24 protein-coding genes are annotated in these 23,588 nt (G+C 41.9%); 10 read left to right on the top strand and 14 right to left on the bottom strand.

All coding sequences use genetic code 11. The features are described 5' to 3' along the window. Positions 1-98 precede the first annotated feature (98 nt). From PG086_RS00830 to PG086_RS00820, 3 genes are read left to right on the top strand one after another with little or no spacing between them, the layout of a single operon-like run. Positions 99-1,043 carry a magnesium transporter CorA family protein gene (locus PG086_RS00830; protein WP_033585835.1) on the top strand — a complete coding sequence of 315 codons (945 nt, stop codon included), beginning with the start codon at positions 99-101 and terminating at the stop codon, positions 1,041-1,043. 11 nt (positions 1,044-1,054) lie between these two features. Then, on the top strand, positions 1,055-1,732 hold the full coding sequence (locus tag PG086_RS00825; RefSeq protein ID WP_084852780.1) for a DUF1129 domain-containing protein: 678 nt from the start codon (positions 1,055-1,057) through the stop codon (positions 1,730-1,732). Positions 1,733-1,747: 15 nt separating this feature from the next. Continuing rightward, positions 1,748-2,095: a TfoX/Sxy family protein gene (locus PG086_RS00820; RefSeq protein WP_084852781.1), complete on the top strand. Its 348-nt coding sequence runs from the start codon at positions 1,748-1,750 to the stop codon at positions 2,093-2,095. Positions 2,096-2,169: 74 nt separating this feature from the next. On the opposite strand, the gene PG086_RS00815 is transcribed toward PG086_RS00820, so the two are convergent. From PG086_RS00815 to ruvA, 3 genes are read right to left on the bottom strand one after another with little or no spacing between them, the layout of a single operon-like run. Beyond that, complete coding sequence (locus PG086_RS00815) at positions 2,170-2,838, bottom strand: CPBP family intramembrane glutamic endopeptidase (RefSeq protein WP_025172840.1); 669 nt, start codon at positions 2,836-2,838, stop codon at positions 2,170-2,172. Beyond that, on the bottom strand, positions 2,839-3,399 hold the full coding sequence (locus tag PG086_RS00810; protein WP_270747246.1) for a DNA-3-methyladenine glycosylase I: 561 nt from the start codon (positions 3,397-3,399) through the stop codon (positions 2,839-2,841). It lies immediately after the preceding gene. A 9-nt stretch (positions 3,400-3,408) separates the two neighbouring features. Then, the gene (ruvA, locus tag PG086_RS00805; RefSeq protein ID WP_270747244.1) at positions 3,409-4,002 is read right to left on the bottom strand and encodes a Holliday junction branch migration protein RuvA; all 594 of its coding nucleotides are present in this window, start codon (positions 4,000-4,002) and stop codon (positions 3,409-3,411) included. Positions 4,003-4,160: 158 nt separating this feature from the next. On the opposite strand from ruvA, the gene PG086_RS00800 reads away from it, so the two are divergent. Beyond that, the gene (locus PG086_RS00800) at positions 4,161-4,658 is read left to right on the top strand and encodes a helix-turn-helix domain-containing protein (RefSeq protein WP_270748234.1); all 498 of its coding nucleotides are present in this window, start codon (positions 4,161-4,163) and stop codon (positions 4,656-4,658) included. 152 nt (positions 4,659-4,810) lie between these two features. Here the strand turns inward: PG086_RS00800 and mutL are convergent, their stop codons facing one another. Next, on the bottom strand, positions 4,811-6,760 hold the full coding sequence (mutL, locus tag PG086_RS00795) for a DNA mismatch repair endonuclease MutL (protein ID WP_270747243.1): 1,950 nt from the start codon (positions 6,758-6,760) through the stop codon (positions 4,811-4,813). A gap of 208 nt (positions 6,761-6,968) precedes the next feature. On the opposite strand from mutL, the gene PG086_RS00790 reads away from it, so the two are divergent. Together PG086_RS00790 and PG086_RS00785 are read left to right on the top strand one after the other, a co-directional pair. Beyond that, the gene (locus tag PG086_RS00790; protein ID WP_270747242.1) at positions 6,969-7,409 is read left to right on the top strand and encodes a LytTR family DNA-binding domain-containing protein; all 441 of its coding nucleotides are present in this window, start codon (positions 6,969-6,971) and stop codon (positions 7,407-7,409) included. Next, positions 7,406-7,864 (top strand): DUF3021 domain-containing protein, encoded by a 459-nt coding sequence (locus PG086_RS00785; protein ID WP_270747241.1) that lies wholly within the window; start codon positions 7,406-7,408, stop codon positions 7,862-7,864. The genes PG086_RS00790 and PG086_RS00785 overlap by 4 nt, the downstream gene beginning before the upstream one ends. Before the next feature lie 40 nt (positions 7,865-7,904). On the opposite strand, the gene mutS is transcribed toward PG086_RS00785, so the two are convergent. Then, entirely contained in the window at positions 7,905-10,439 is a 2,535-nt protein-coding gene (mutS, locus tag PG086_RS00780) for a DNA mismatch repair protein MutS (RefSeq protein WP_270747239.1), read from the bottom strand. 50 nt (positions 10,440-10,489) lie between these two features. Continuing rightward, positions 10,490-10,936 carry an arginine repressor gene (argR, locus tag PG086_RS00775; protein WP_001231483.1) on the bottom strand — a complete coding sequence of 149 codons (447 nt, stop codon included), beginning with the start codon at positions 10,934-10,936 and terminating at the stop codon, positions 10,490-10,492. A gap of 154 nt (positions 10,937-11,090) precedes the next feature. Here argR and argS point away from each other — a divergent pair, with 154 nt between their 5' ends. The 3 genes from argS (at position 11,091) to PG086_RS00760 (ending at position 14,689) form a co-directional block, all read left to right on the top strand. Next, positions 11,091-12,782: an arginine--tRNA ligase gene (gene argS, locus PG086_RS00770; RefSeq protein ID WP_270747237.1), complete on the top strand. Its 1,692-nt coding sequence runs from the start codon at positions 11,091-11,093 to the stop codon at positions 12,780-12,782. Positions 12,783-12,983: 201 nt separating this feature from the next. Further along, on the top strand, positions 12,984-13,229 hold the full coding sequence (locus PG086_RS00765) for a hypothetical protein (RefSeq protein WP_033584793.1): 246 nt from the start codon (positions 12,984-12,986) through the stop codon (positions 13,227-13,229). 197 nt (positions 13,230-13,426) lie between these two features. Then, a complete protein-coding gene (locus PG086_RS00760; protein WP_057488838.1) occupies positions 13,427-14,689 on the top strand; it encodes an NRAMP family divalent metal transporter in 1,263 nt (420 codons plus the stop codon). Between the two features lie 81 nt (positions 14,690-14,770). Here PG086_RS00760 and nrdI read toward each other — a convergent pair whose 3' ends face one another. The 5 genes from nrdI to PG086_RS00735 form a co-directional block, all read right to left on the bottom strand. Beyond that, the gene (gene nrdI / locus PG086_RS00755; RefSeq protein ID WP_000724241.1) at positions 14,771-15,241 is read right to left on the bottom strand and encodes a class Ib ribonucleoside-diphosphate reductase assembly flavoprotein NrdI; all 471 of its coding nucleotides are present in this window, start codon (positions 15,239-15,241) and stop codon (positions 14,771-14,773) included. 77 nt (positions 15,242-15,318) lie between these two features. Continuing rightward, positions 15,319-15,852, bottom strand: coding sequence for an ABC transporter permease (locus PG086_RS00750; protein WP_270747230.1), 534 nt, complete (start codon positions 15,850-15,852; stop codon positions 15,319-15,321). Positions 15,853-15,910: 58 nt separating this feature from the next. Further along, complete coding sequence (locus tag PG086_RS00745) at positions 15,911-17,197, bottom strand: response regulator transcription factor (protein WP_270747228.1); 1,287 nt, start codon at positions 17,195-17,197, stop codon at positions 15,911-15,913. A gap of 11 nt (positions 17,198-17,208) precedes the next feature. Next, complete coding sequence (locus PG086_RS00740; protein ID WP_270747226.1) at positions 17,209-18,879, bottom strand: sensor histidine kinase; 1,671 nt, start codon at positions 18,877-18,879, stop codon at positions 17,209-17,211. After that, complete coding sequence (locus PG086_RS00735; protein ID WP_000514463.1) at positions 18,857-19,471, bottom strand: YesL family protein; 615 nt, start codon at positions 19,469-19,471, stop codon at positions 18,857-18,859. The genes PG086_RS00740 and PG086_RS00735 overlap by 23 nt, the downstream gene beginning before the upstream one ends. A gap of 133 nt (positions 19,472-19,604) precedes the next feature. Between PG086_RS00735 and PG086_RS00730 the strand changes: the two genes are divergently transcribed. Then, the gene (locus PG086_RS00730; protein ID WP_270747222.1) at positions 19,605-20,186 is read left to right on the top strand and encodes an MptD family putative ECF transporter S component; all 582 of its coding nucleotides are present in this window, start codon (positions 19,605-19,607) and stop codon (positions 20,184-20,186) included. Positions 20,187-20,360: 174 nt separating this feature from the next. On the opposite strand, the gene dltD is transcribed toward PG086_RS00730, so the two are convergent. The 3 genes from dltD to PG086_RS00715 form a co-directional block, all read right to left on the bottom strand. Further along, positions 20,361-21,533 (bottom strand): D-alanyl-lipoteichoic acid biosynthesis protein DltD, encoded by a 1,173-nt coding sequence (gene dltD, locus PG086_RS00725; RefSeq protein WP_270747220.1) that lies wholly within the window; start codon positions 21,531-21,533, stop codon positions 20,361-20,363. Between the two features lie 47 nt (positions 21,534-21,580). Beyond that, complete coding sequence (gene dltB / locus PG086_RS00720; RefSeq protein ID WP_270747218.1) at positions 21,581-22,735, bottom strand: D-alanyl-lipoteichoic acid biosynthesis protein DltB; 1,155 nt, start codon at positions 22,733-22,735, stop codon at positions 21,581-21,583. A 159-nt stretch (positions 22,736-22,894) separates the two neighbouring features. Continuing rightward, positions 22,895-23,587, bottom strand: a complete 693-nt coding sequence (locus PG086_RS00715; RefSeq protein WP_000444640.1) for a methionine ABC transporter permease — start codon at positions 23,585-23,587, stop codon at positions 22,895-22,897. Position 23,588 lies beyond the last annotated feature (1 nt).

The following is a 23,588-nucleotide window of genomic DNA, read 5'->3' as shown; positions in this document are numbered from 1 at the left end:
CAAAAAATGTGAAATTCTATTACCCAAAAAGCTGTTTTTATAGTATAATAGTACGGTGCAAAAAATGAATCACTGAATAGTAGGAAAGGATAGGGGATATGAAACAAGTTTTTCTCTCAACAACAACTGAATTTAAAGAGATCGACACGCTTGAACCGGGTACTTGGATCAACCTCGTCAATCCTACACAAAATGAATCGTTGGAAATCGCTAACGCCTTCGACATTGACATTGCCGACCTTCGAGCACCGCTCGATGCGGAAGAAATGTCCCGTATTACCATCGAAGACGAGTATACTTTGATCATCGTGGACGTCCCCATCACAGAGGAGAGAAACAACCGCACCTACTACGTAACGATTCCGCTGGGGATTATCATCACCGAGGAAACCATTATCACTACCTGCTTGGAATCCCTCCCAGTTCTCGATGTCTTCATCAACCGCAAACTGCGTAACTTCTACACTTTCATGCGGTCACGCTTTATCTTTCAACTCCTTTATCGCAATGCTGAGCTTTACCTGACTGCCCTTCGTTCGATTGACCGTAAGAGTGAACAAATTGAAAGTCAACTTCACAAGTCCACTCGAAACGAAGAGCTGATCGAGCTCATGGAATTGGAAAAGACCATCGTCTATTTCAAGGCCTCACTTAAGACAAATGAGCGCGTGATCAAGAAATTGACTAGCGCAACTAGCAATATCAAGAAATACCTAGAAGACGAAGACCTACTCGAAGACACCCTGATTGAAACCCAACAGGCCATCGAGATGGCAGATATCTATGGGAATGTCCTTCACTCTATGACAGAGACCTTTGCCTCCATCATTTCCAATAACCAGAACAACATCATGAAAACTCTGGCTCTCGTAACCATTGTCATGTCTATCCCAACCATGATCTTCTCAGCCTATGGGATGAACTTCAAGGATAATGAAATCCCTTTGAACGGTGAGCCTCACGCCTTCTGGTTAATCGTCTTTATCGCCTTTGCTATGAGTGTTTCGCTCACTCTCTATCTCATCCATAAAAAATGGTTCTAAGAGGAATCCCTATGTCTCAGATTGATTTACAAAAACTAACCAAGAAAAACCAAGAGTTTATCCACATCGCTACCCAACAATTCATCAAAGATGGTAAAACAGACGCTGAAATCAAGGCTGTCTTTGAGGAAGTCATTCCTAAAATCCTTGAAGAACAAGCCAAAGGAACGACCGCTCGTTCCCTCTATGGAGCTCCAACCCACTGGGCTCACAGCTTCACTGCCAAGGAGCAATATGAAAAAGAGCATCCAAAAGAAAATGACGATCCAAAACTCATGATTATGGACTCAGCCCTTTTCATCACCAGCCTCTTTGCATTGATTAGCGCCCTGACTACCTTCTTCTCTACAGATCAGGCTATTGGCTATGGGGTGATTACCCTCTTATTGGTTGGACTTGTAGGAGGACTTGCCTTCTACCTGATGTACTACTTTGTCTACCAGTATTATGGACCAGACACAGACCGTAGCCAGCGTCCTCCATTCTGGAAATCAATCCTCGTCATCCTGGCCTCTATGGTTCTCTGGTTGGTTGTCTTCTTTGCAACAAGCTTCCTACCAGCAAACCTCAATCCAGTCCTTGCTCCATTGCCTTTGGCTATCCTGGGAGCTACCCTTCTCGCTCTTCGCTTCTATCTCAAGAAACGTTTCAATATCCGAAGTGCAAGCGCGGGCCCATCACGTTATTAAGAAAAGTGAAAAGCTATGGCATATAGTCAATCCTTAGCTCAGCAGATTCGAAAAATTCTAGCACTTAAACTTCCTCCCCAAATTTTCGAAGAAGAGTTAGAAGAAAAGAAACTGTTTGGTGGCCTGGCCTTTATGATTCGTGGGAAAATGGTCCTTACAGTCAGTTCCAGAAAGGACGAGCTGGTTATGGTGAGAATTGGCAAAGAAATGGAAAAGCAAGTTCTACCCCGAACAGGAGCTCATACTACATTGATGAGAGGGCGACCTTATCATGGCTATATAGACCTAGATATCGAAGGTCAAAAAGAACTTCCTTACTGGATTGATTTAGCCCTCTCCTATAATCAAAAGTTGACTAAGTAACTCATATCTAGTGAGATTAGAGATTAGAAAAACGAAAAGCAACTGCACAGGCGGTTGCTTTTTTGTGTATAACATTAAGACAGGGCTAAAATAATAAAGGAAAGGCTGTTGCCTAACATATGAACAACTAGAGGGTAGTAAATATTCTCTTTTCCTTTCACATAAATAATAGAAAAGGCGATGCCTCCACCTAGATAACCGACTGCACTGACCCACTCTGATAAAGCCAAACTGTGCATATGAGTCAGAGCAAAAACAAGTCCTACCAGAAGAATGCTTAACCAACTTGGCAGATTTTTCTGCAAGTGATGCAATAAGAGCTGACGGAAAAAGAGTTCTTCCACCAAAGGTCCAATGATGCAGGCGAAAACGGCTATCAGTATTGGTTGTTCTTGAAAGGTACTTTGAATATTCGACTGGTTTAGACCTTGTCCGTCTAGCCCCAAAAACTGTCTCAATATTCCTGATATAAAGCCAAAGAAAACCGTCATCAGAATGAGAAAGAGCCATCCTATTAAGACGCCAAAGAAGAATTTTCTCTTAGCTTTTCTAATCTCATTCCATTGTTGGATTAATCTATCCTTAAATAAAAAAGAACCATACAGAGCTAATACTACATAAACTAGATAATTCGCAATTGAAGATGACATCAAGGAAGCTAACCATTTAACACCGTCAAAAACAAAGAGAGCCGTGTAGAGAATCGTAAAAATAAGGATTCCCTTATGTTTATTAGACATTATTTATCTCCCCTTCCACTCACAATCATTCTCATGGTCATCAACCAGACCTGCAGCCTGAAGAAAAGATAAAACGGCAACTGGGCCTGTGAACTTGAAACCCCGTTTTTTGAGATCTTTGGCTAATTTCTCAGACAAGGCTGTTTTAGCAGGTGCCTGGCGATAGTCAAGAACATCATTCACGATAGTTTTCCCCTCAACAAAGGACCAGAGATAAGTATCAAAAGAGCCATAGGTTTTCTGGATTTGTAAAAATGCTTGGGCGTTGGCACGCGTCGCAAAGAGCTTGGCACGATTTCGGATGATGGCTGGATTCTCTAACAAGGCTTCCAACTCCCCATCTGTCATTTCCGCGACCACCTGAATTTGATAGCCATGAAATACTTCTCGGAAAGCCTGGCGTTTGTTTAGTACTGTTTCCCAAGACAGACCAGCCTGATAAGTCTCCATACAGAGCAGTTCAAAAAGAGCGCGGTCATCATGAAGGGGCTGTCCCCACTCCTCATCATGGTAGGCCACATATAAAGGATTGTTCATTTTAACCCAACCACAGCGTTTTGGCATACTCTTCTCCTATTTCACCAACATCTTAAGGGCCGACTTGATATAGTTTTCCGCTGTATCTGTCGTTCCTTCAAAGAATTTCTTGATCTTCTTGAGTTCAGTTGCCTTGTAGCCCAATGCCAACATGGCTTCCATAGCTTCTTCCAGTTCTTGGTTTTCAGCGCTGGTTTGCACTGAGACTTTGGCAGGAAGGTCATCACTAGCCACGACTACCTTGCCTTCCAAGTCCAGCACCATCTGTTGGGCTGTTTTCTTGCCAATTTTGGGGAACTTGGTCAAGTAGGTGATGTTCTTAGTCTCGATGGCTTGAACCAAGCCAGCATTGTCATCGGCTGCGATAATAGCAAGAGCTGATACAGGACCAATCCCTGAGACCGAAATCAGACTAAGAAAAAGTTTTTTCTCATCTTCTGAGCGAAAGCCGTAAAGCAGATGGGCATCCTCACGGACAACTTGGTGCACATAGATCTGAGTTTCTTGATTGACCTGACCTGAGTAGGCATAGGGATTGGCTACATGCAAGATATAACCGATACCATTCACCTCTAGGACAATATATTTAGCAGTGATTTTGGTAATGATTCCTTTTAGATATTCGTACATAATTTTTCTCCATTATTTTGCCTATCTAGTATACCATATTTCCCCAAGACAGACTGCAACAAAAGGTGCAACCTCTGGTTGACAAATAGTACAGGAGATTGTATTCTCATTATAAGTAAAAATTGTTAGGATAGAGGTAGAAAAAGGAGGATAGAATGATGAAACTCGCAGAAAAACTATTTGAGCTCAGAAAGGAAAAAGGTTGGTCCCAGGAAAAGCTAGCTGAACAAATCAATGTTTCTCGGCAAAGCATCTCCAAATGGGAGTCTGGACAAGTCCTTCCAGAAATCGAAAAAATCATTGAATTAAGCAAGATTTTCCAAGTGACAACTGACTATCTACTACTAGATGAAAATTCTGAAAAAACTTCTACAGAAGTGATCTTGGAGGAAGACAAGGACAAATACTATAAAGAGGTTAAATCCTATGGCCTCTGGCGAGTGATTTATATTTTCGTCTTGGCTCTGGCTATCTATCTCTTTTTAGCTGGTTCTAGTTTTCCAGTCGAATTCACCGCCTGGATTTGGCTGACCTTCGTTCTCTTGACTGCTTCAGCTACTGCGATCAACAAGACTCTCAAAACCAAACAACGTTATCTTGATAAGGTAATTGGTCCTGAGAATCCTTCCGACAAAGACGACTCTACAAAACCTTGAATCACCTAATTCAGTTTTCACAACACTTTTTATAGGACTAATCTTGTCAAGCAAGTGTAAACCTCGTGTCAAGTTACCCATGTCCATTCAAAATTCCCACCTTAGAAAAACTAAAAAGCCTTGTTTGGAAAAAACAAAGGCTTTTTGTGTTCTTAATATTTCCCCAACTCACGGAGACTAGTGTGATTTTCCTGAATACGTCGGAACATTTTTTCCATATCTGACTTGGTAAAATGCACCAAAACGGGACGTCCGTGGGGACAGTTATAGGGATTGTCACATTGAGAAAGCTGATAAATAAGCTGTCTAGCTGAGTGATCATCGATACGATGGTTGGCCTTGATAGACCGCTTGCAGGACATCATGATGGCTAGCTCTGCTCGGTATTTCTTAATCGAAACTTCCTTGGTCAAGAGTAGCATATCACACATTTCATAGATGCCTGATTCGATTTCCTCTTCGGCCATCCAGATAGGATGTTCACGTAGGATAAATTGATTTTCTCCGTACTCTGCCAAAAAGACGCCCACGTCCTCCAAAAGCGCCATTCTTTCCCTGAGACGGAGGGCATCATCCGCTGGGAATTCAAAGATGTAGGGCACTAGGAGTTGCTGCTGGCTCTGGTCAACATTGCCGATGCTTTCACGGTATTCCTCGTACTTAACTCGTTCCTGAGCTGCGTGCTGGTCTATGATGTAGAGTCCATCTCGCCCTTGGGCAAAAAGATAAGTGCCATGCATTTGTCCGAAAAATTCTAACTCTGGGAAGCTGGATGATTCTTCTCGCTCTAGCTTGTCATAAGCCTTATCGAGGCTAGCAAGATCTAACTCTGGGTGGTCTAGTTGGTCGTAGTTAGCAGGCTTTCTCTCTGCAAAATGCAGTTTTGCGGGCTTGGTTAGCTGGTCCAAGGTTTCCTTGGCAAACAAGGTTAAGTCCTGTCCTTCATCAGTCAATTCTACTTGATAATCAGCCACCTCAGCTTGACTAGGTTTTGAGAGTTCTGTTTTTTCATAGTAAAGCGTATTTTCTTTGAGTGGGAGAATGGTCTGCTCTACCTTTTGACGATTACGCACGGTCGACTTGGCAAGATTTTCCAAGGCATCTGGAATCAGGGCTTGTTCCTTGAGACTATTTGAAATAGCCTCTGAAAGCAGCGCCATTAGCTCTCTTTCCTTGGAAATTCGCACCTCTTGTTTGGTTGGATGGACATTGACATCAGCCAGATAAGGATCGATATGGATGTGAATGACAGCCAGTGGAAAACGGCCCACCATAAGCTTGCTTCCATAACCGTCAAGAATAGCACGATTTAGTAGAAAGTTCTTGATATAACGTCCATTGATGAAGAGGCTGATATAGTTGCGGTTGGCTCGGGTTAACTCAGGCAAAGACACAAAGCCTGAAATTTCGAAATCTAAGTCAGAGTTCTCAATTTCAATCATCTTCTTGGCACTCGCCAAACCGTAAATCCCTGCGATGGCTTGGCGTAGTTGACCAGTCCCTGCTGTCCGCGTCATTTCCTTGCCATCACTAATCAAACTGAAGGAAATCTCAGGATGGGCCAAGCCCAGACGGTTGACAATATCAATGATATGAGACAGCTCCGCTTGCTGGCTCTTCATATACTTGAGGCGGGCAGGTGTGTTGAAAAAGAGGTCCTCCACACAAACTTTGGTCCCCACAGGACTAGTCGCTGGGATGATTTCTTCGACTTCTCCCCCACGCGCAACGAGCTTGGTCCCATGACTCGCACCATCCACCGCCGTCAACAAAGTCAAGACACTAACAGAAGCGATAGAGGGCAGGGCTTCACCTCGAAAGCCGAGCGTCCGAATCCGAAAGAGGTCTGCCTGATTTTTTATCTTACTGGTCGCATGGCGACGCAAGGCCAACTCCACCTCATCGTGGGCAATTCCATGACCATTATCAGTGATTTGGATTTTCTTGAGACCGGCTTCCTCAATCTCGATGATAATCTGGCTAGAACCCGCGTCAATGGCATTTTCTACCAATTCTTTGACTACACTGGCAGGACGTTCGATAACCTCTCCTGCCGCAATCTGGTTTGCCAGCACCTCTGGCAATTCAATAATATGAGACATCTTTCAGCCCCTTTCTGTATCTATTTTCCTAGAAATTGATTAGTGCTATTATACCATATTTCAGATACTATCAGAAAAAGCAAATACCACATAGACTCCAAATCTCTCCACATAGACAAAAGCTCTTGCCATGGGTCGTAAAATAGTGTTTAATAAAGGTGTACAAGAAGTGATCACAACTTTGTATGAAAAACAAGGAGAGAAATTTATGAAAGTAGAACTACAGATTAAGGAGACTTACAAGGAAGAAAAGCTGATTGTCCAAGCACCTCAAGAAACCAAAAAAGTCCAAAAAGTCATCGAGTTCGCTGAAAATCTTGACCAAAAAGAAACAATCAAAGGTAAGATTGATGATCAGGTCTATCTAGTTGAAATTGGCAAGATTCAGCGCTTCTATATCGAGAATCGCAAGGTTCTAGCAGAAACTGCATCTCAGACCTATATCATTGATTTGCGACTCTATCAAGTTCTTGACATTCTGCCGACAACTTTTATCCAAATTTCCCAATCTGAAATCGTTAATATTGACGCTATCTCTCATCTCAAACTAACCCCCAACGGCCTGGTCGAAATCTTTCTCAAAAACGAGAGCTTTACCTACTCATCTCGCCGTTACCTAAAAACCATCAAGGAGAAATTAGAACTATGAAAAAACAAATCTTTCACGATGCAGCCGCTGGTGTTCTTATCGGCCTCATCCTTTCTATCATCTTTTCATTCATTTATGCACCAAATACCTATGCCCCACTAAGCCCTGAGTCTCTTATCGGCCAAGCGATGGCTCAACATCAGGTTCACGGTGCCCTAGTCTTGCTCTACTGCACGATTATCTGGTCAGCTATCGGCGTTCTCTTTAGCTTTGGCAGCCGTTTATTCAGCCGTGACTGGAGCCTGCTCCGTGCCACACTTTCCCATTTCTTCCTCATGCTGGCTGGCTTTGTTCCACTAGCAACCCTGGCTGGTTGGTTCCCCTTCCACTGGACCTTCTATCTCCAGCTCATTCCAGAGTTTGCGATCGTCTACCTCATCATCTGGGGTATTCTCTATAAAAGAGAAGCTAAAAAAGTGGACCACATCAATCAACTCTTGGCCCATAAAAAGTAATAGAGAAATCCCACTCACAAAGGCGCGAGTGGGATTCTTTTTATAATTTTTGTTTAAACTCAACTAAGACATTCATAGCCTGCATAGGTGTCATATTGTAAACATCCAGTTTAGCTAATTCTGCTAGGATAGGATGTTCTTCAGGCGCATCAAAGAGTGACATCTGTTCTGTGACAGCACTTGTTTCTCTCATCGGAGCAGGACTTTCCGTCCCTTGACTCTCCAGTTGAGTCAATATCTTATCCGCCCTTGCTAAAAGTTCTGCTGGTAAACCAGCAATCTTAGCAACATGGATACCGTAGGATTTGTCAGCTGGCCCTGGTTCGATCTTGTGAAGAAAGGTGACTTGCCCATCCTGCTCCAAGGTTGCCACATGAACATTGACCAAGTGTTCCAAGCTAGACTCCAGACTGGTCAACTCATGGTAGTGGGTCGCAAAGAGGGTTTTGGCTCCGATATGTTCATGAATGTATTCGATGATGGATTGGGCAAGAGCCATCCCGTCATAAGTCGCAGTTCCCCGTCCTAACTCATCAAAGAGAATCAAGGAATCCTTGGTCGCATGCGAAATGGCATTGTTGGCCTCCATCATCTCTACCATGAAGGTTGATTGACCTGAAACCAAGTCATCTGCTGCTCCAATGCGAGTAAAGATAGCATCGAAAATAGGCAAATGGGCGCTCTCAGCCGGCACATACGAGCCTAGCTGGGCCATAACCGCTGTTATGGCTAGCTGACGCATGTAGGTAGACTTCCCACTCATGTTTGGCCCTGTAATCAGTTGAATGCTGGTATCTTCTGCCATCTGAATGGTATTTGGAATATAGGTCTGAGCTCCCATGACCTTTTCGACAACAGCATGGCGCCCTTTCTGGATATCAATTTGTGAATCGTCTCCAAACTCCGGTCGGATCAAATGCTGGGTTTCAGCCACAACCGCCAGACTTTGCAAGACATCAACGGTCGCAATTCCTTGTGCTAAAGCCTGCAAACGCTGGATGTACTTGCTGACTTCCTCACGGATGCGCATAAAGATTTCATATTCTAGGTTGGCTGACTTCTCACGCGCCTCCAGCATATCTCCCTCGATACGGGCCAATTCTTCGGTACCAAAGCGTTCTGAGTTTTTCAACGTTGCCTTGCGGAAAAAGTGGGCTGGCACATTTCCCAGTTGCGAATTGGTCACATGGAAATAGTAACCGTCCTTTTTATTGTAGTCGATCTTAAGCGTGCTGATGCCAGAGTTTTCTCTCTCCTTAGCCTCAATCTCAGCAATCCAGCTAGTCCCTTCTCTGAGCACACGACGGTACTTGTCTAAGGTCTCATCAAATCCCGTACGGATAATGCCCCCTTCCGTAATCACGTGAGGAGCTTCAGGAGCAATCGCTGCGCTAATCAAGCTCTCCAACTCAGGAATGGCATCCAACTGTGCGATAAGATAGCCCAGAGCAGGCTGCTCCATGCCTTCTAAAATCGCACGAATCCGTGGTACACTGGATAAGGTGGTCGCCAACTGCAAGAGATCCTTGGGATTGGTCTTGCCAAAAGAAACCCGACTAGCCAAACGTTCGATGTCATAAACACCCTTGAGACTGTCCGTTAAATCACTGCGCTCAAAGAAGTGGTCAAGAAAGACCTGCACCACCTCTTGACGTTGGACGATTCGCTCCTTATCAATCAAAGGACGATGAATCCAAGAACGTAAGAGCCGCATACCCATAGCCGTTTTGGTTTCATCCAAAAGCCAGAAAAGACTGCCTTGCTTCTTACCTGAACGGGCATTCTCAACCAAATCCAGACTAGCCTTGGTCGCATAATCCATCTGTAAGAAATCTTTGATTTCATAGCGGATAACTGGTTTGAGGTGGTTCAATTCCCGCATCTGGGTCCGGTGAACATACTGGAGCAGCTTACTAGCTGCTGCTTGCTCCACATCTGCCAGTCGTGGATCTAGTAAATGAAGGTCCTCAAAGCCTTCTTTCTCATAAGAAAGTACCAGATTCATCTGACGGCTAAGGATTTGTTCTTCTTCCTCAGACAAGTCATAACCCAGCACCACTTCTCGAGCCTTGAGGTTACGGATTTCCCCACAAACGAGAGTAAAATCCAATAACCCCGTCACGTAGAAATCACCCGTCACCAGATCCATATAAGCTAGACCAAATTGATTGACATCACGATCTAAGGCAACCAAGAAATTATTCTGACTATCCGGCTTAGTGCTATCGACGACCGTTCCAGGTGTGATGACCTGGACCACCTCTCGCTTGACAACACCGACTGCTTGTTTGGGATCTTCCATCTGTTCGGCTATGGCAACTTTGTATCCCTGCTCAATCAGAACATCAATATACTGTTGGGCAGAATGATAGGGGACGCCTGCCATGGGTATCGGATCTTCTGCATTTTTATTCCGACTTGTTAAGGAAATTTCTAAAATTTGTGCTGCATTAATTGCATCTTCATAGAACAACTCGTAAAAATCACCCATTCGAAAAAGCAAAAAAGCATCTGGGTATTGTTTTTTTATATCCACATACTGTTGCATGCCGGGTGATAGCTTTTCTGTTGCCATTTTCCGTCTCTCCTTGCTAAAAATAAGTCTTGAGAGCAACTCCCAAGACCTTATTTATCCTTCATCAAATCTAGCAAACGATCTTCCATCAGCTTGGCAACGTGCTGGTCTCGACAAATAACCAATAAGGTATTAGCACCAGCAACCGTTCCTAAAATCCATTCATCCTTGTTTGCATCTACAATGTTTGCTAAGACTGCAGCTTCCCCAAGTTTGGTGTGAAGTACCAAGGTGAACTCTGCTCTTGCAACTCCTTCTAAATGATGAGACAAAAACTCAACTAAATCAATCTTATCCGTCTCATTTGCTAGTACATAATACACCATATCATTTTTCTTAACCTTGGTCAAGCCGATTTCACGCAAATCACGTGACAAAGTTGTTTGTGTCACATAAACATTACGAGCTTCTAAACGATCTTGAATCTCTTTTTGTGTCCCAAGTTTCTCTTCGGTGATCATCTTTTTAATCAATTGATGCCGTTCTCTTTTTCTCATATTATCCTCTTAAGTGAATATTTATAACAAATTTTACATTTATTTTATAACTACATTATACCAAAAAAACTAGATAATTCAAAAAAATTCTTTTCTTTCTCAAAAAATGTAGTAAATTGTGTTAAAATAGTAAAAAAGCCCAAAAGGAGCCCTTATGAATACAAAAGAATTGATTGCTAGCGAGTTGGCTAGCGTCATTGATAGCCTGGACCAAGAGGCTATTTTAAATTTACTGGAAACACCTAAAAACTCAGAAATGGGAGACATCGCCTTCCCCGCCTTTTCTCTAGCAAAGGTCGAGCGTAAAGCTCCGCAAATGATCGCAGCAGATATTGCTGAAAAAATCAATAGTCAATCCTTTGAGAAGGTTGTTGCTACAGGACCTTACGTCAACTTTTTCCTTGATAAAAGCGCTATTTCGGCTCAAGTATTGCAGAATGTTATCACTGAAAAAGAGCACTATGCCGACCAAACCATTGGCAAGCAAGAAAATGTCGTTATCGATATGTCTAGTCCGAACATCGCAAAACCATTCTCTATTGGGCACTTGCGTTCAACCGTTATCGGGGATAGCTTGTCACATATTTTCCAAAAGATCGGCTATCAAACGGTCAAGGTCAACCATCTGGGAGACTGGGGCAAACAGTTTGGAATGTTGATCGTTGCCTACAAGAAATGGGGAAATGAGGAAGCCGTTAAAGCGCATCCAATCGATGAACTTCTTAAACTCTACGTTCGCATCAATGCTGAAGCTGAAAAAGACCCTAGCTTGGATGAAGAAGCACGCGAATGGTTCCGCAAACTGGAAAATGGAGATGAGGAAGCCCTAGCTCTCTGGCAATGGTTCCGTGATGAAAGTTTAGTGGAATTCAACCGCCTTTACAATGAATTGCAAGTCGAATTTGATAGCTACAACGGAGAAGCCTTTTACAATGATAAGATGGATGCTGTTGTAGACATTCTCGCTGAAAAAGGACTTCTTGTTGAGTCAGAGGGAGCCCAAGTTGTCAATCTTGAGAAATATGGAATTGAACATCCAGCCCTTATCAAAAAATCTGATGGTGCAACTCTCTATATCACACGTGACTTGGCTGCAGCCCTTTACCGTAAAAACGAATACCAATTTGCAAAATCCATCTATGTTGTTGGTCAAGAGCAATCTGCCCACTTCAAACAACTCAAGGCAGTACTACAAGAGATGGGCTACGATTGGAGCCAAGACATTGTCCATGTTCCGTTTGGATTGGTAACAAAAGAAGGGAAAAAACTCTCTACTCGTAAAGGAAATGTCATCTTGCTAGAGCCTACTATTGCAGAGGCTGTTAGTCGTGCCAAGGCCCAAATCGAAGCGAAAAATCCTGAGTTAGAAAATAAAGACCAAGTTGCCCACGCTGTTGGAGTTGGGGCTATCAAGTTCTATGATCTTAAGACCGACCGTACAAATGGATATGACTTCGACCTTGAAGCTATGGTATCCTTTGAAGGAGAAACTGGACCTTACGTTCAATACGCCTACGCTCGTATCCAATCTATCTTGCGCAAAGCCGATTTCAAACCAGATACAGCTGGCAACTACAGCTTGAATGATGCTGAAAGCTGGGAAATCATAAAACTACTCCAAGACTTTCCACGTATTATCAATCGTGCAGCAGATAACTTTGAACCTTCTATCATTGCGAAATTTGCGATTAGTTTGGCTCAAGCCTTTAATAAATATTATGCACATACACGCATCTTGGATGAAAGCCCAAAACGGAACAGCCGTCTAGCCCTCAGCTACGCAACTGCAGTCGTTCTCAAAGAAGCTCTTCGTTTGCTCGGAGTAGAAGCGCCGGAAAAGATGTGATTCAGTACTAACAATTGGAACTAAAGTTCCTAATTGTTAGACGCTAGCCGCTATATGCGGACTAGCTAACTGCTTCACTAGTCATAGCCCCTAAATATAATTGATTTAGAGTCCATGACGTCGTAACTACGGTGATTTGGCTTGGCGCTTCACTAATTCGATCTATTCACTACTATTTCTTTATCATATGGGAGATTCCTTATGAGCCAATATGCTTATATCCTCGTTATAATTAGCTTGGTTTTCCTTTTTCTGCTCAATAAGTACGAGAAGGAAAGATTGCAAAAACTCTACCAAGAGCAACTCTTGAAGGACGAGACATTTAGGTCTGACATCAAAGAGAAAATTCACACGACTGAAAATATCAATGATGTTATTGCACATATCAATAAAACTTACCATTTGGGAATGTTGCTCTCAAAAGACGTTACAGATCAATTGAAATAATCAAAATCCGAGAAGCTTTCTTCTCGGATTTTTTAGGCTTACCATATTCTCCTTGGAGAAATTTCATTAATGCATGTAAAGTTTTCTGTAATTTTCTGTATTTTTTCAAAATATTCTTGCATTTCTTTTAAGTTTTTTGTAAAATAGAAGCTACCTATTCAGATTATTCTGAAAATTCAAAAATAGGAGCGTTTATTATGTCACAAGTTACGTTATCAAACCAGTCAACCTGGGCAAGCAAACTAAAGGCAATGGGGCCAGGAATCCTAATGGCTTCTGCCGCCGTTGGAGGTTCTCACATCGTATCCTCCACTCAAGCTGGTGGTTCTTATGGTTGGTCACTACTCCTCTTAGTTATCTTGGCCAATGTCTTTAAATATCCATTTTTCCGTTTTGGTGCCGAATATACTGCCGACACTGGCAAAACCTTGGTGGAAGGCTATGCTGAAAAAGGAAAACTCTATCTCTGGATTTTCTTTGTCCTCAATGTTTTCTCTGCTATGGTCAATACAGCTGGAGTCGCCATCCTTTGCTCAGCCATCATCGCTAGCGCTTTTCCAATGATCGGTCTTAGCATCACTCAATGGTCCCTCATCCTTGTTGCAGTCATTTGGGCCATGCTACTCTTTGGTGGCTACAAACTGTTGGATGGTATGGCAAAATGGATTATGTCTGCTTTGACCATTGCAACAGTTCTTGCAGTTATCATTGCAGCAATTAAGCATCCAGAATACAGCTCTGATTTTGTCGAGAAGACACCTTGGCAAATGGCAGCCCTCCCTTTTATCGTTTCCCTCTTAGGATGGATGCCTGCCCCTATTGAAATTTCAGCCATCAACTCACTCTGGTCTGCTGAAAAGAAAAAGACCGTCAACTTTAATACAGAGGACGCCCTTTTCGACTTTAACGTTGGTTACATCGGAACTGCTATCCTGGCTGTATTCTTTGTAGCACTCGGAGCACTCATTCAGTATCCTACAGGACAAGCAGTTGAAGCCGCTTCAGCCAAGTACATTTCTCAATTCGTGGGTATGTATGCCTCTGTTCTTGGAGAATGGTCCCGTTATTTGATCACCTTCATCGCCTTTCTCTGTATCTTTGGAACAGTCATTACTGTTATCGATGGCTATTCTCGCGTTAATCAGGTTTCCCTACGACTCTTGCTAAGTCAAAAAGAGGATGATAGCAAATCTTTGAACATCTGGATGACCCTCACAGCTATTATCGGTATTGTCATCATCAAGTTCTTTGCTGGTCAAGTTTCAACCATGCTCCGCTTCGCCATGATCGGTTCTTTCCTGACAACACCATTCTTCGCTCTTTTGAACTATGTATTGGTGACACGTGAAAATAAAAATCTTCCTTCTTGGCTAAAACTCCTCGCTATCGCAGGATTGATTTTCCTCTTTGGCTTCGCTATCTTCTTTATCTATGCACTTGCTATCGGCAAAGCAGGATAGTTTATAAAATGGCACCCTTACGGGGTGCTTTTTGTATACACAAAAAGCAGTTGAAAATCTCAACTGCCCCTCAGTACTACTTCATTTTTCTGTTTCTAACTCATACAAATCTGCAATGATTGCTGCGACCTTTTTAATATCTCCCAGCATACCACGCATTTCAAAGTCAGCCAAAACTGGGAAACCAAAGCGCTGACTATACTGCTTGGCTGTCAGGCAGTATTGATTGTTAAAATTGCGATTACCAGATCCCACTACCCCAAAACACTTACTAGCATTGTCCCCATAGGCGATAAAGTCGCTCAGTGGAGTTGTTAAAATCTCGACATCGCCGTTATCGACACCATTTCCACCTTCTAGATAGGTCGGCAAGAAAGCGATATAGGGATGTTCCATTTCAAAGAATTCTTGACCTTCCTTGACTAGGTCCTTGATATGGATTTTTTGGACCTCAATCCCTTCGTACTGGGACAAGAGATAGTCCTTGAGTCGGGTTACAAAACTTTCTGTATTCCCACTCAGACTGATATACACTAAGGATATTTTTTTCATGTTGACCTCGATTTTTATGTTTACGATATAAAAAGAACTATCAAAATTGTAACTTGATAGTTCTTTTTTGTCAATACTTAGGCAGCTTCTTCTGCTTCGACTTCCTCAGCCAAGTCCTTTTGTTGGCGCCACATCTTGTAGAAGACTAAGGCTAAAAAGAGAACATTGATGATGATGAACAAAATATTCGTCCCTTTTGCTAATGCTCCCATTCCTAAGCCAAGGGCACTATCTTTGATTAATTGAACCGCATCTTGAACGTTCATATAGCTATAAACCAAACCAACAATAGCTAGTAAAACATAGCCAACATAAGTATAGTTTGCGAATTGTACGTTTTTACGTACGAGAAATACAAAGGCTACTACAACTAAAATTGCAGATAAAACAATCAACAACATATTAAAAATAGAGTGAGAGGATTCTGACACTTTGTAAGTATAGTTGACCGTGTCTTCTAATTGCTGGGCAGTGAGCGTCCCGCTATTCGCCAGGCTAGCACGAAGAGCATCTTTACTTGGCAATGGACTCAAGATTCCAAATAATGACATAGCCGAAATGAGGGCTGATAGGACTAACAAAACCCAAAGATAAATAGGATTCTTTTTCATGTTTTCCTCCATAAGATATTTTGAACATTATAGCATTTTTTGTACAGGAATACAACTTTTACAAGCTAGTTTCAACTTGTTTACGATAGGCTTTCGGTGATTTTCCGCACAATTTACGGAAAACCTTGTAGAAATATCCAACATTACTGTAGCCAACTGCATAGCAAATATCTTCGATGCTATCACTGGTCGAAAGTAAGAGTTGCTGCGCTGCCTTAATTCGCTGTTTATTGAGCAATTCCGCAAAGGTTGAGTTGGTTTCTCTTTTGATCAGCTGCCCGAGATAGACAGGATTGATAAAGAGATCCTTGCTGATATCCTTGAGCGAGAGCTCTTTCTGATAATCACGCCCAATCACCTCCAGAACGCTCACCACATTTTCATTCATGCGGTACTGGCCAAAGAACTTGGTCAAGGTTTCTTTGATATAGGCAACCAATTCTTCAAAGGAGTTAATGGCATGGATGGCTTTGACAATCTCGGTCATATCATCTGCTTTTAGGTGTTCAAACAAATGAAAGACGTCCATGACAAACTGAGTGAAAAGTTGCTTCGTGATGGCCACTCGCGGAGTATTCTCCAAAACAACCTTCTCTAGTAGGGTTAATTCTTCGATGATTTGATTGATATTCCCTTGGATAATCACCCGATAAATCGGCTCGTAATAGGCAAATAAACTCTCGGATTTTTCTAAATTAACTGAACCGTAGAAGAGGGCTTTTTCAGCATTAATCTTCCAATTCTCAAAGGACTGCTGGAAGGGTGCTTCAAATGGCGTCACGACGATGCCATCTAGTGGCTGATCAGAGATGAAAATCTGCCAGTCTTGCCCCAAAACATAGTAAGGAATGGTAAAAGACCCCTGCTTTTCCTTTGAAAGTCCTATCCACCAGCTGTCTTTACCTGACAGGTAGTTCGTAAATCCTGTCTCATCCAATTCTTGACTAAGGGTCTGACTTTGCTCCACCTTTTCCTGAAGCTGTTGCGCAATTTTTTCTAATAAATTGCCCAACTCCACCTTGTCTACTGGTTTGACCAGATAATCCACGACACTAAGGTTCATGGCTTTTTTGACGTACTCAAACTCCTGATAACCAGACAGCAAGATATAATAGGTATCTGGAAGTAGCTCTTTCATTTCCCTAATCATCTCAAGTCCGGTCTTATCTGGCATGTTGACATCGGAAATGACCACATCTACTGGATTTTTCTTAACATAGTCCAAAGCATCATCTGCGTGATTAGCAGTTGCGACGACTTGCATATCCCATTTTTCAAAGGGGATTAATCGCTTGAGCCCCTCTGTCACCATGTACTCATCGTCTACTAATAAAACTTTATACATTTCTACCCTTTCTATTCATCCTGGATAGTGATATGGTAACGAACACCTTCTTGTTCAGCTGACTCTACACTGATTTGGTAGCGATCCCCAAAGTAGAGAACAAAGCGTTCGTGTACATTTACTATTCCAATTGATTGCCGCTCCCCACTATAGCTTGCCTCGTGTTCAAAACTCCGCTGAGCTAATTTTTCTTGCAAGCTAGCTAGTTTCTCAGCGGGCATTCCTCGACCATTGTCTTCCACTAGAATTTCAACGAAGCCTTGGCCCTTCAAGGCTTTGATACTGATGACATTATCCGTTCTGCGATGGTCCACACCATGGGCAAAGTAGTTTTCTACTAATGGTTGGAGTGTAAATTTTGGAATCCTCATTTCTTCCAATTCTGGTGCAATCTTGAAACCATAAGCAATGGATTTAGGATAACGCACCATACAGAGATAGCTATATTTTCGACAAAATTCCAACTCCTGCTTCAACGTGGTTTCCCGCTCGTCGGAGATATTGTTGCGTAACAAGCTACTAAATTCATAGATAATATCTGCCAGTTCATCCTGACTTTGCATGACGGCATACATCCGTAAAAACTCCAGAGTATTGTACATAAAGTGAGGATTAATTTGAGCCTGCAGAGCTCGCATATTGGCATCTTTTTGACTGAGCTCTAGCTGATAGATATCGTGGATATTTTTTTCCAGGCGATCCAACATATCATTGGTTGTTTCTGCAATGAGAAGCAACTCTTGGTCTTTTTCAGAGGTATCGATTCGAAGGCCTTCTTCTCCTTGAGCAATCACCTCTATCGAATCTACTAGGTCTACGACTTGTTTTTGGTAATTTGAGAAAGTCTGTCTAAGGGTCACGTACAAAATGATGATAAAGAGGATACTTAGCCCAATAATGATAGCTGAACTCGTCAAAGTTCCAGTAAGAACAAAATTTTTAGGAACAGCAGCTCGAACCTGATAACCGTGAGAGGTGACACCTACAAACCAGTTTTCTCGCTCGGCTGATACCTTCTCCCCAATATGGAACATCTCGGTCTCAAAAGGAGAAGTTACTGTTACAGCCATCGGGATATGGCCCCTTGTATTGTCAATAGCGCCATGGAGAACATCTGGCGATAAGGAGATATAGATCACTCCTAAATCCTTGTCAGACACAGGATCAGAAACGGGAATGGCAAAACTGTTGGCTGTCGGCTTAAAATCCTCCGCAGGGACTTTCTCCCCGCTGCGTTTTTCTCTAGTCGAAACATACACTTCCTTATAGTCCTGAAGGACAATAGCCACTCCAGTCACAAAATCATTCCGAACATAGATATTATCAATATTTTCATACAAGGATACAGAAATATAAGGCGAAGTTTTACGCTCTAATTGCCAGTAGAAATAGTCTGGGGTGCTAAGACTGAAATACTTGTAAATCCCTTCGATGCGGGCCTGATTTTCAACCAAAGACTGAGCAAGTTGGGTTGACTCTCTGTGATAATATTCCACTTCACTCACTGTCCGAGTGGTCACACGTTCTGCAACCCGTTGGGCTTCTTTCTCACGTGAATCCCAGTCAGCATACGATAGCATAATCGCAAAACTGGCAATGACCACGATCATAACCAAACTATAAATCCGTAAAAGAGAGTGAAGCCAAAACTGCTTCATTCTATTTTGTCGCCAATTTTTCATGGATACTTTCATAAATAGGTTCCAACATATCACTGATAAAGAAATGCCACATTCCAATTCCTACAAAAAAGAGCAAGGCAGGCATATAATAACCAACTCCTACAAGGAGAGCTGACCCGAGTAAAACCTTGGCAATCGCAGGTAGGCTCATGAAAATCCCGATAAGGGACAGTTTTAAGGTATTTTGGTAGGATAAATCAAAGTACACCTGAAGTTTCAAGGAAACAGTGTAGGCTAGAAAGACAAGAGCCACTACAAGGACATTGAGAAAGGTCGCCAAGAGGTGGAAAATCGTCTGGTGGGGCAATTGAACTAGAAGATACAGACCATAAACTAGGACAAGATCCACAAACACAAAACTATAGAAAGCTAGATTACTCTTGACAAAATTGCTCTTATACAATTCCCAAGCTTCCTTCAAATGGTATGCTCGATAAGTATAACCGTGCTCCGCATACAAACTCATCAGGGTGGTACTAGCTGGTGCCAAACCAAAGACCACTCCTCCTGCTAGTGTTAATAGCCAGAAATAAGCTGTCGCAATCATTCCCAAAAAGATACGATTAAAGACGAATTCTAGAAATTTTCCCATGTTACTCTCCTTAAACTAACAATGTAACCATTATATCATATTTCAAGCGTTTTCAAAAATATAGAGTTTCCATTTACAATCCTCAAAAAGCGTGATACAATTGGTTTTGTTAATTCGCATCAAGGAGTTTCTCATGAAGAAAAATATCTTAACCACCCTCTTAGCCGCCGTCCTCTACTTTCTCTGTGTGGGGATTGGAGTCTTCCTAGGACACCTGGTCGACCAGACAGGCAATATGTTCTACGCGCCTGCCTTTTCTGCCCTTGTCGGTGGCAGTGTCTACATGCTTCTTTTGACGAAGGTCCCTCGTTTTGGCGCTATTACAACTCTAGGACTTTTTATGGCACTTTTCTTCCTAGCTAGCAAGCATGGCGCTGGTGCCTTTCTCCCAGGACTCGCCTGTGGTCTTGCAGCAGATGCCATCGCTCGTCTCGGCAACTACAGAGATCGAATCAAAAACACCCTATCCTTCCTCGTTTTTGCTTTTAGCACAAGTGGTCCTATCTTCCTCATGTGGATCCGTCCCAAAGCTTACGTGGCTACCTTACTTGCGCGTGGGAAATCCCAAGAATACATCGACCGTATCATGGTCGCTCCCGAGTTGGACAAAATCCTTCTCTTTGTTTCAAGCATCCTCCTAGGTGCCTTGATGGGGGCTGTGATGGGGGCTGTGATGGGGCAATTTCTAAGTCAAAAAATCACCGATAAAATGTAACGTAAAAGCCCTGAAGACTAGCAATGCCTAGTTCCAGAGCCTTTTTGTATACAATCTTAGAATTCACTATAGATAAATTCTTGAATATTCGAAAAATCGGTCACAAAACAGTAAATCACGATGCTTAAGATAACCGTATAGAAAAATAGTGTCCACAAGATTAAACGCTGTGTGTTAGTTAGCTTGGTTTGCAAATTTGTAAAGTTCTTTTTCAACTTCCATCCATCCTTTCACTCCAACGTGCATCACGTCAAATAAAAAGTAATCATCATACTCTCTGTTTCCATAGTTTAGTACCGTTGCACCATGGCTTTTTGCGACATCTTCTATTTTTTTATAAGTTTTTTCTCGCATTTCTCTTGAGACACCAGTGTAGTCGTTCCATTTCCCGTTTACTGGGAAAATAATAACCTCAACTTCAATGCCCAATTCTTTAGCAACCGTCAAGAAAAGTTCCATATCTGAATATTCAGGTGACTCTAGGTAGCTCAAATCTTTATTAGAATCTTTCAGCGATGCATAGCGATCTTTTAAGTAAGTATTGTAGTAGTTATTATCAACAGCATAGTCATTATTGTCTGTTTTCTTTTTGACCTCTTCCACAAACTGATCCGTCAACTTTTCCCAATCATAGTCTGGGGTTTTGTCTCCTAGTGAAGGATAATCTGATTTAGCATGTTTTTGATAAAAAGTCTGTTTGAGCTTAAAGGAATACATCGCGTTCTCAAACTCTAGTAGTTTTTTATCGACAATGGTTCCTTTTCCATCTATGAAATAACTTTTATATTTTTTGTAGATGTCGTTTTGTTGCTTGTTTCCTTTGGTAATCTCGATAATGCGATTGATTAGTTTTTCTTTCGTTTCTTTACTAATCTTGTCATTATCTAGCATGTGGAAAATATGTTCCTGAGAAGCCTTGTTCAAAAAAGCATCTTGATGGGTCCCATCTTTTTCAAACCACTGAACCGACTCTACTATAGCCACTTTTCGCTTACTCATAGATCCTTCAATAGAGGCTAAAGTAGAAGCCTGAATGATGTTTTGAGAATAACTAGTCCCAATCTGCATGATATTAAAATCGTTGTAGTTAAAAATTTTATTTGGATGATAGTCTTCATTTATCGTCGCAACCAACTCTGAAGAACCCATTAGAACCAGTGTATTGGGGGTGATATTACTTGTTAGAATATCTCTACTTTTATACTTTTCATACGAGGTGCTATAACGAATACTGTTATCCTTGACTTTATAATAATCATCAATCTTCTTGACATACGTCACATTTAAAAGGGCAAGCGTCGCAATTACGAGCACAAGCGATAGTAAAAATGCTTTTAATTTAATCATCTCGTTTTATCCTATCCCTTCGATCTAGCCGATTTCTTTTCAATCTCTTATCTCTTTAAAATCGTAAGCAAGATTTTATAGGGTTCACCTGAAAAGATAAAGAAACCAATCATAACCAAATTCATGGTCACAAACCAACTTAGTAGCTTATACCAGTTTTTGTTTTTATTTTTCTTATAAAAATTGCTTTTCTTTTGATACACTTCAAATCCAGCCATCAAGACACCATGGTAAAAACCATAGACAATGTAACTAACACTAAGACCATGCCAAAAACCCATGACCAACATATTGACCATATAGGCATAGGTTGCATTGTGTAGTCTATTTTTAAACCATTTTTTCCTGATAACCTGCATCAATACTCTTGAAAATACAAAATCTCTCAACCAAGTCGACAAGGTGATATGCCATCTGGTCCAGAAATCCTTGATATCAACACTCAAGAAAGGTTTGTTAAAGTTCATCGGTGTCTGAATACCTAGAATGTTACTACTTCCAACGGCCATTAGACTATAGCCTGCGAAGTCAAAGAACAGATACAAGGTATAGAGGTACATATACTTGATTGAGTAAACGACTGTGCCAGTATTATTTAGAGCGAGTAACATCTGGTAAACATAGGTTGATAAAACAACCTTATAAAGAAGGCCTAGAACGATACGATACACACCGTCCCCTGCTAACTCTAGATACTCTTTTCGGGGCATGACCTCGTTTATCTCTTTTAAAAATCTCCTACTCCGATCAATCGGACCAGCACTAACTGTTGGAAAAAAGAGCAAAAACTGTAGATAATCTTTTACACTGATTTTTTCTTTGATCAAGCCATCCGATATCTCTAGCATGATCTGAATGGTCTTAAAGGACATGTAAGAAATTCCAATAAAGGCCAACAAATGCAGAGAAATCAGGGCAAAGACTTTATTGATTACCAAAGGAAGAATGGAAAGGAAAACCAGTGGTTTCAGCCGCTTTACCTCTATCCTCTGTGCTAGAAAAACCAGAAAATACTGGTAAACGACAAAGGCGAGCAAATATACCATCATCGCTCGACTCTTACCATAGATAGCTCCTGCAAATAAGAGGGAGAGCGTCAAAATATAGTAGTCCTTACGTTTTTCAAAAAAGTTTACCACAAAACCAATCAGTAAAACTACAAACAAGAGAAGGAAGAAATCATTCCCCTCGAAATAATTCATACCAGCCAAACTCCTTTACATTATCATCCCTTCGACAGCAAACTTTCTGATTTGCTAATTGAGGGACCTTTCTTTATTATAGCATATTTCTAAAAAGAAGCTTTACTCTTCTTGCATTTCGGTGAGAAAACAAAAAGGAGTCCCGTTGGGCTCCTTCCATTATTTATGACTTAGTTTCTTGGTCAAGAAATCTCCCAAGAACTGGATTGTAAAGATAATCAAGATGATAATGATAGTCGCCAAGATGGTCACATCGTGATTATAGCGATTGAATCCATAGGCAATGGCTACGTTACCAATACCACCAGCTCCAACCGCACCCGCCATAGCTGTTTCCCCAACAAGGGAAATCAAGGTCACAGTCGTCACACGAATCAAATCTGGCAGACCTTCGGATAGGTAAACACCCACGATGTCCCAGAATGTCGCTCCACTAGCCTGCGCCGCCTCAATGACACCACCATCTAGCTCAGCCAAGACCACCTGCACCTGACGGGCAAAGAAGGCAAAGACCGCAAAAGAAAGTGGGACAAGGGCTGCATTTGGCCCGATACTCGTCTTCACAATCAAGTGAGAAAGTGGTGACATGATTGCCAAGAGGATGATGAAAGGAACCGCACGGAAAATGGAGGTGATCTTGTCTAAAATCCAAAAGATAACCTTATTTTCCAAGACACCGCCTGGTGCTGTCAAGACGAGGAAAAGACCTGCCACCAGCCCCAAGAACCCTCCGATGATGAAGGAAAGAACTGTCATATAAAGGGTTAGGTAGATGGCTGTTCCCCAGCCTGCTTGACCAGCCCAGCCCATTTTATAGACATTTGGTAAATAGGTTTGAATCAATGATTCCATC

The organism is Streptococcus halitosis, assembly GCF_027691175.1.
Taxonomy (GTDB): Bacteria; Bacillota; Bacilli; order Lactobacillales; family Streptococcaceae; genus Streptococcus; species Streptococcus halitosis_A.
Note: the sequence above shows the minus strand (reverse complement) of the source record. Positions and strands in the feature narration are given on the sequence as shown.

What these genes read in the sequence shown, in the direction of transcription:
- PG086_RS00830 (WP_033585835.1), top strand. Translation starts at nt 99, where the DNA reads ATGAAACAAGTTTTTCTCTCAACAACAACTGAATTTAAAGAGATCGAC.
- PG086_RS00825 (WP_084852780.1), top strand. Translation starts at nt 1,055, where the DNA reads ATGTCTCAGATTGATTTACAAAAACTAACCAAGAAAAACCAAGAGTTT.
- PG086_RS00820 (WP_084852781.1), top strand. Translation starts at nt 1,748, where the DNA reads ATGGCATATAGTCAATCCTTAGCTCAGCAGATTCGAAAAATTCTAGCA.
- PG086_RS00810 (WP_270747246.1), bottom strand. Translation starts at nt 3,399, where the DNA reads ATGCCAAAACGCTGTGGTTGGGTTAAAATGAACAATCCTTTATATGTG.
- ruvA (WP_270747244.1), bottom strand. Translation starts at nt 4,002, where the DNA reads ATGTACGAATATCTAAAAGGAATCATTACCAAAATCACTGCTAAATAT.
- PG086_RS00800 (WP_270748234.1), top strand. Translation starts at nt 4,161, where the DNA reads ATGAAACTCGCAGAAAAACTATTTGAGCTCAGAAAGGAAAAAGGTTGG.
- mutL (WP_270747243.1), bottom strand. Translation starts at nt 6,760, where the DNA reads ATGTCTCATATTATTGAATTGCCAGAGGTGCTGGCAAACCAGATTGCG.
- PG086_RS00790 (WP_270747242.1), top strand. Translation starts at nt 6,969, where the DNA reads ATGAAAGTAGAACTACAGATTAAGGAGACTTACAAGGAAGAAAAGCTG.
- PG086_RS00785 (WP_270747241.1), top strand. Translation starts at nt 7,406, where the DNA reads ATGAAAAAACAAATCTTTCACGATGCAGCCGCTGGTGTTCTTATCGGC.
- mutS (WP_270747239.1), bottom strand. Translation starts at nt 10,439, where the DNA reads ATGGCAACAGAAAAGCTATCACCCGGCATGCAACAGTATGTGGATATA.
- argR (WP_001231483.1), bottom strand. Translation starts at nt 10,936, where the DNA reads ATGAGAAAAAGAGAACGGCATCAATTGATTAAAAAGATGATCACCGAA.
- argS (WP_270747237.1), top strand. Translation starts at nt 11,091, where the DNA reads ATGAATACAAAAGAATTGATTGCTAGCGAGTTGGCTAGCGTCATTGAT.
- PG086_RS00765 (WP_033584793.1), top strand. Translation starts at nt 12,984, where the DNA reads ATGAGCCAATATGCTTATATCCTCGTTATAATTAGCTTGGTTTTCCTT.
- PG086_RS00760 (WP_057488838.1), top strand. Translation starts at nt 13,427, where the DNA reads ATGTCACAAGTTACGTTATCAAACCAGTCAACCTGGGCAAGCAAACTA.
- nrdI (WP_000724241.1), bottom strand. Translation starts at nt 15,241, where the DNA reads ATGAAAAAAATATCCTTAGTGTATATCAGTCTGAGTGGGAATACAGAA.
- PG086_RS00750 (WP_270747230.1), bottom strand. Translation starts at nt 15,852, where the DNA reads ATGAAAAAGAATCCTATTTATCTTTGGGTTTTGTTAGTCCTATCAGCC.
- PG086_RS00745 (WP_270747228.1), bottom strand. Translation starts at nt 17,197, where the DNA reads ATGTATAAAGTTTTATTAGTAGACGATGAGTACATGGTGACAGAGGGG.
- PG086_RS00740 (WP_270747226.1), bottom strand. Translation starts at nt 18,879, where the DNA reads ATGAAAAATTGGCGACAAAATAGAATGAAGCAGTTTTGGCTTCACTCT.
- PG086_RS00735 (WP_000514463.1), bottom strand. Translation starts at nt 19,471, where the DNA reads ATGGGAAAATTTCTAGAATTCGTCTTTAATCGTATCTTTTTGGGAATG.
- PG086_RS00730 (WP_270747222.1), top strand. Translation starts at nt 19,605, where the DNA reads ATGAAGAAAAATATCTTAACCACCCTCTTAGCCGCCGTCCTCTACTTT.
- dltD (WP_270747220.1), bottom strand. Translation starts at nt 21,533, where the DNA reads ATGATTAAATTAAAAGCATTTTTACTATCGCTTGTGCTCGTAATTGCG.
- dltB (WP_270747218.1), bottom strand. Translation starts at nt 22,735, where the DNA reads ATGAATTATTTCGAGGGGAATGATTTCTTCCTTCTCTTGTTTGTAGTT.
- PG086_RS00715 (WP_000444640.1), bottom strand. Translation starts at nt 23,587, where the DNA reads ATGGAATCATTGATTCAAACCTATTTACCAAATGTCTATAAAATGGGC.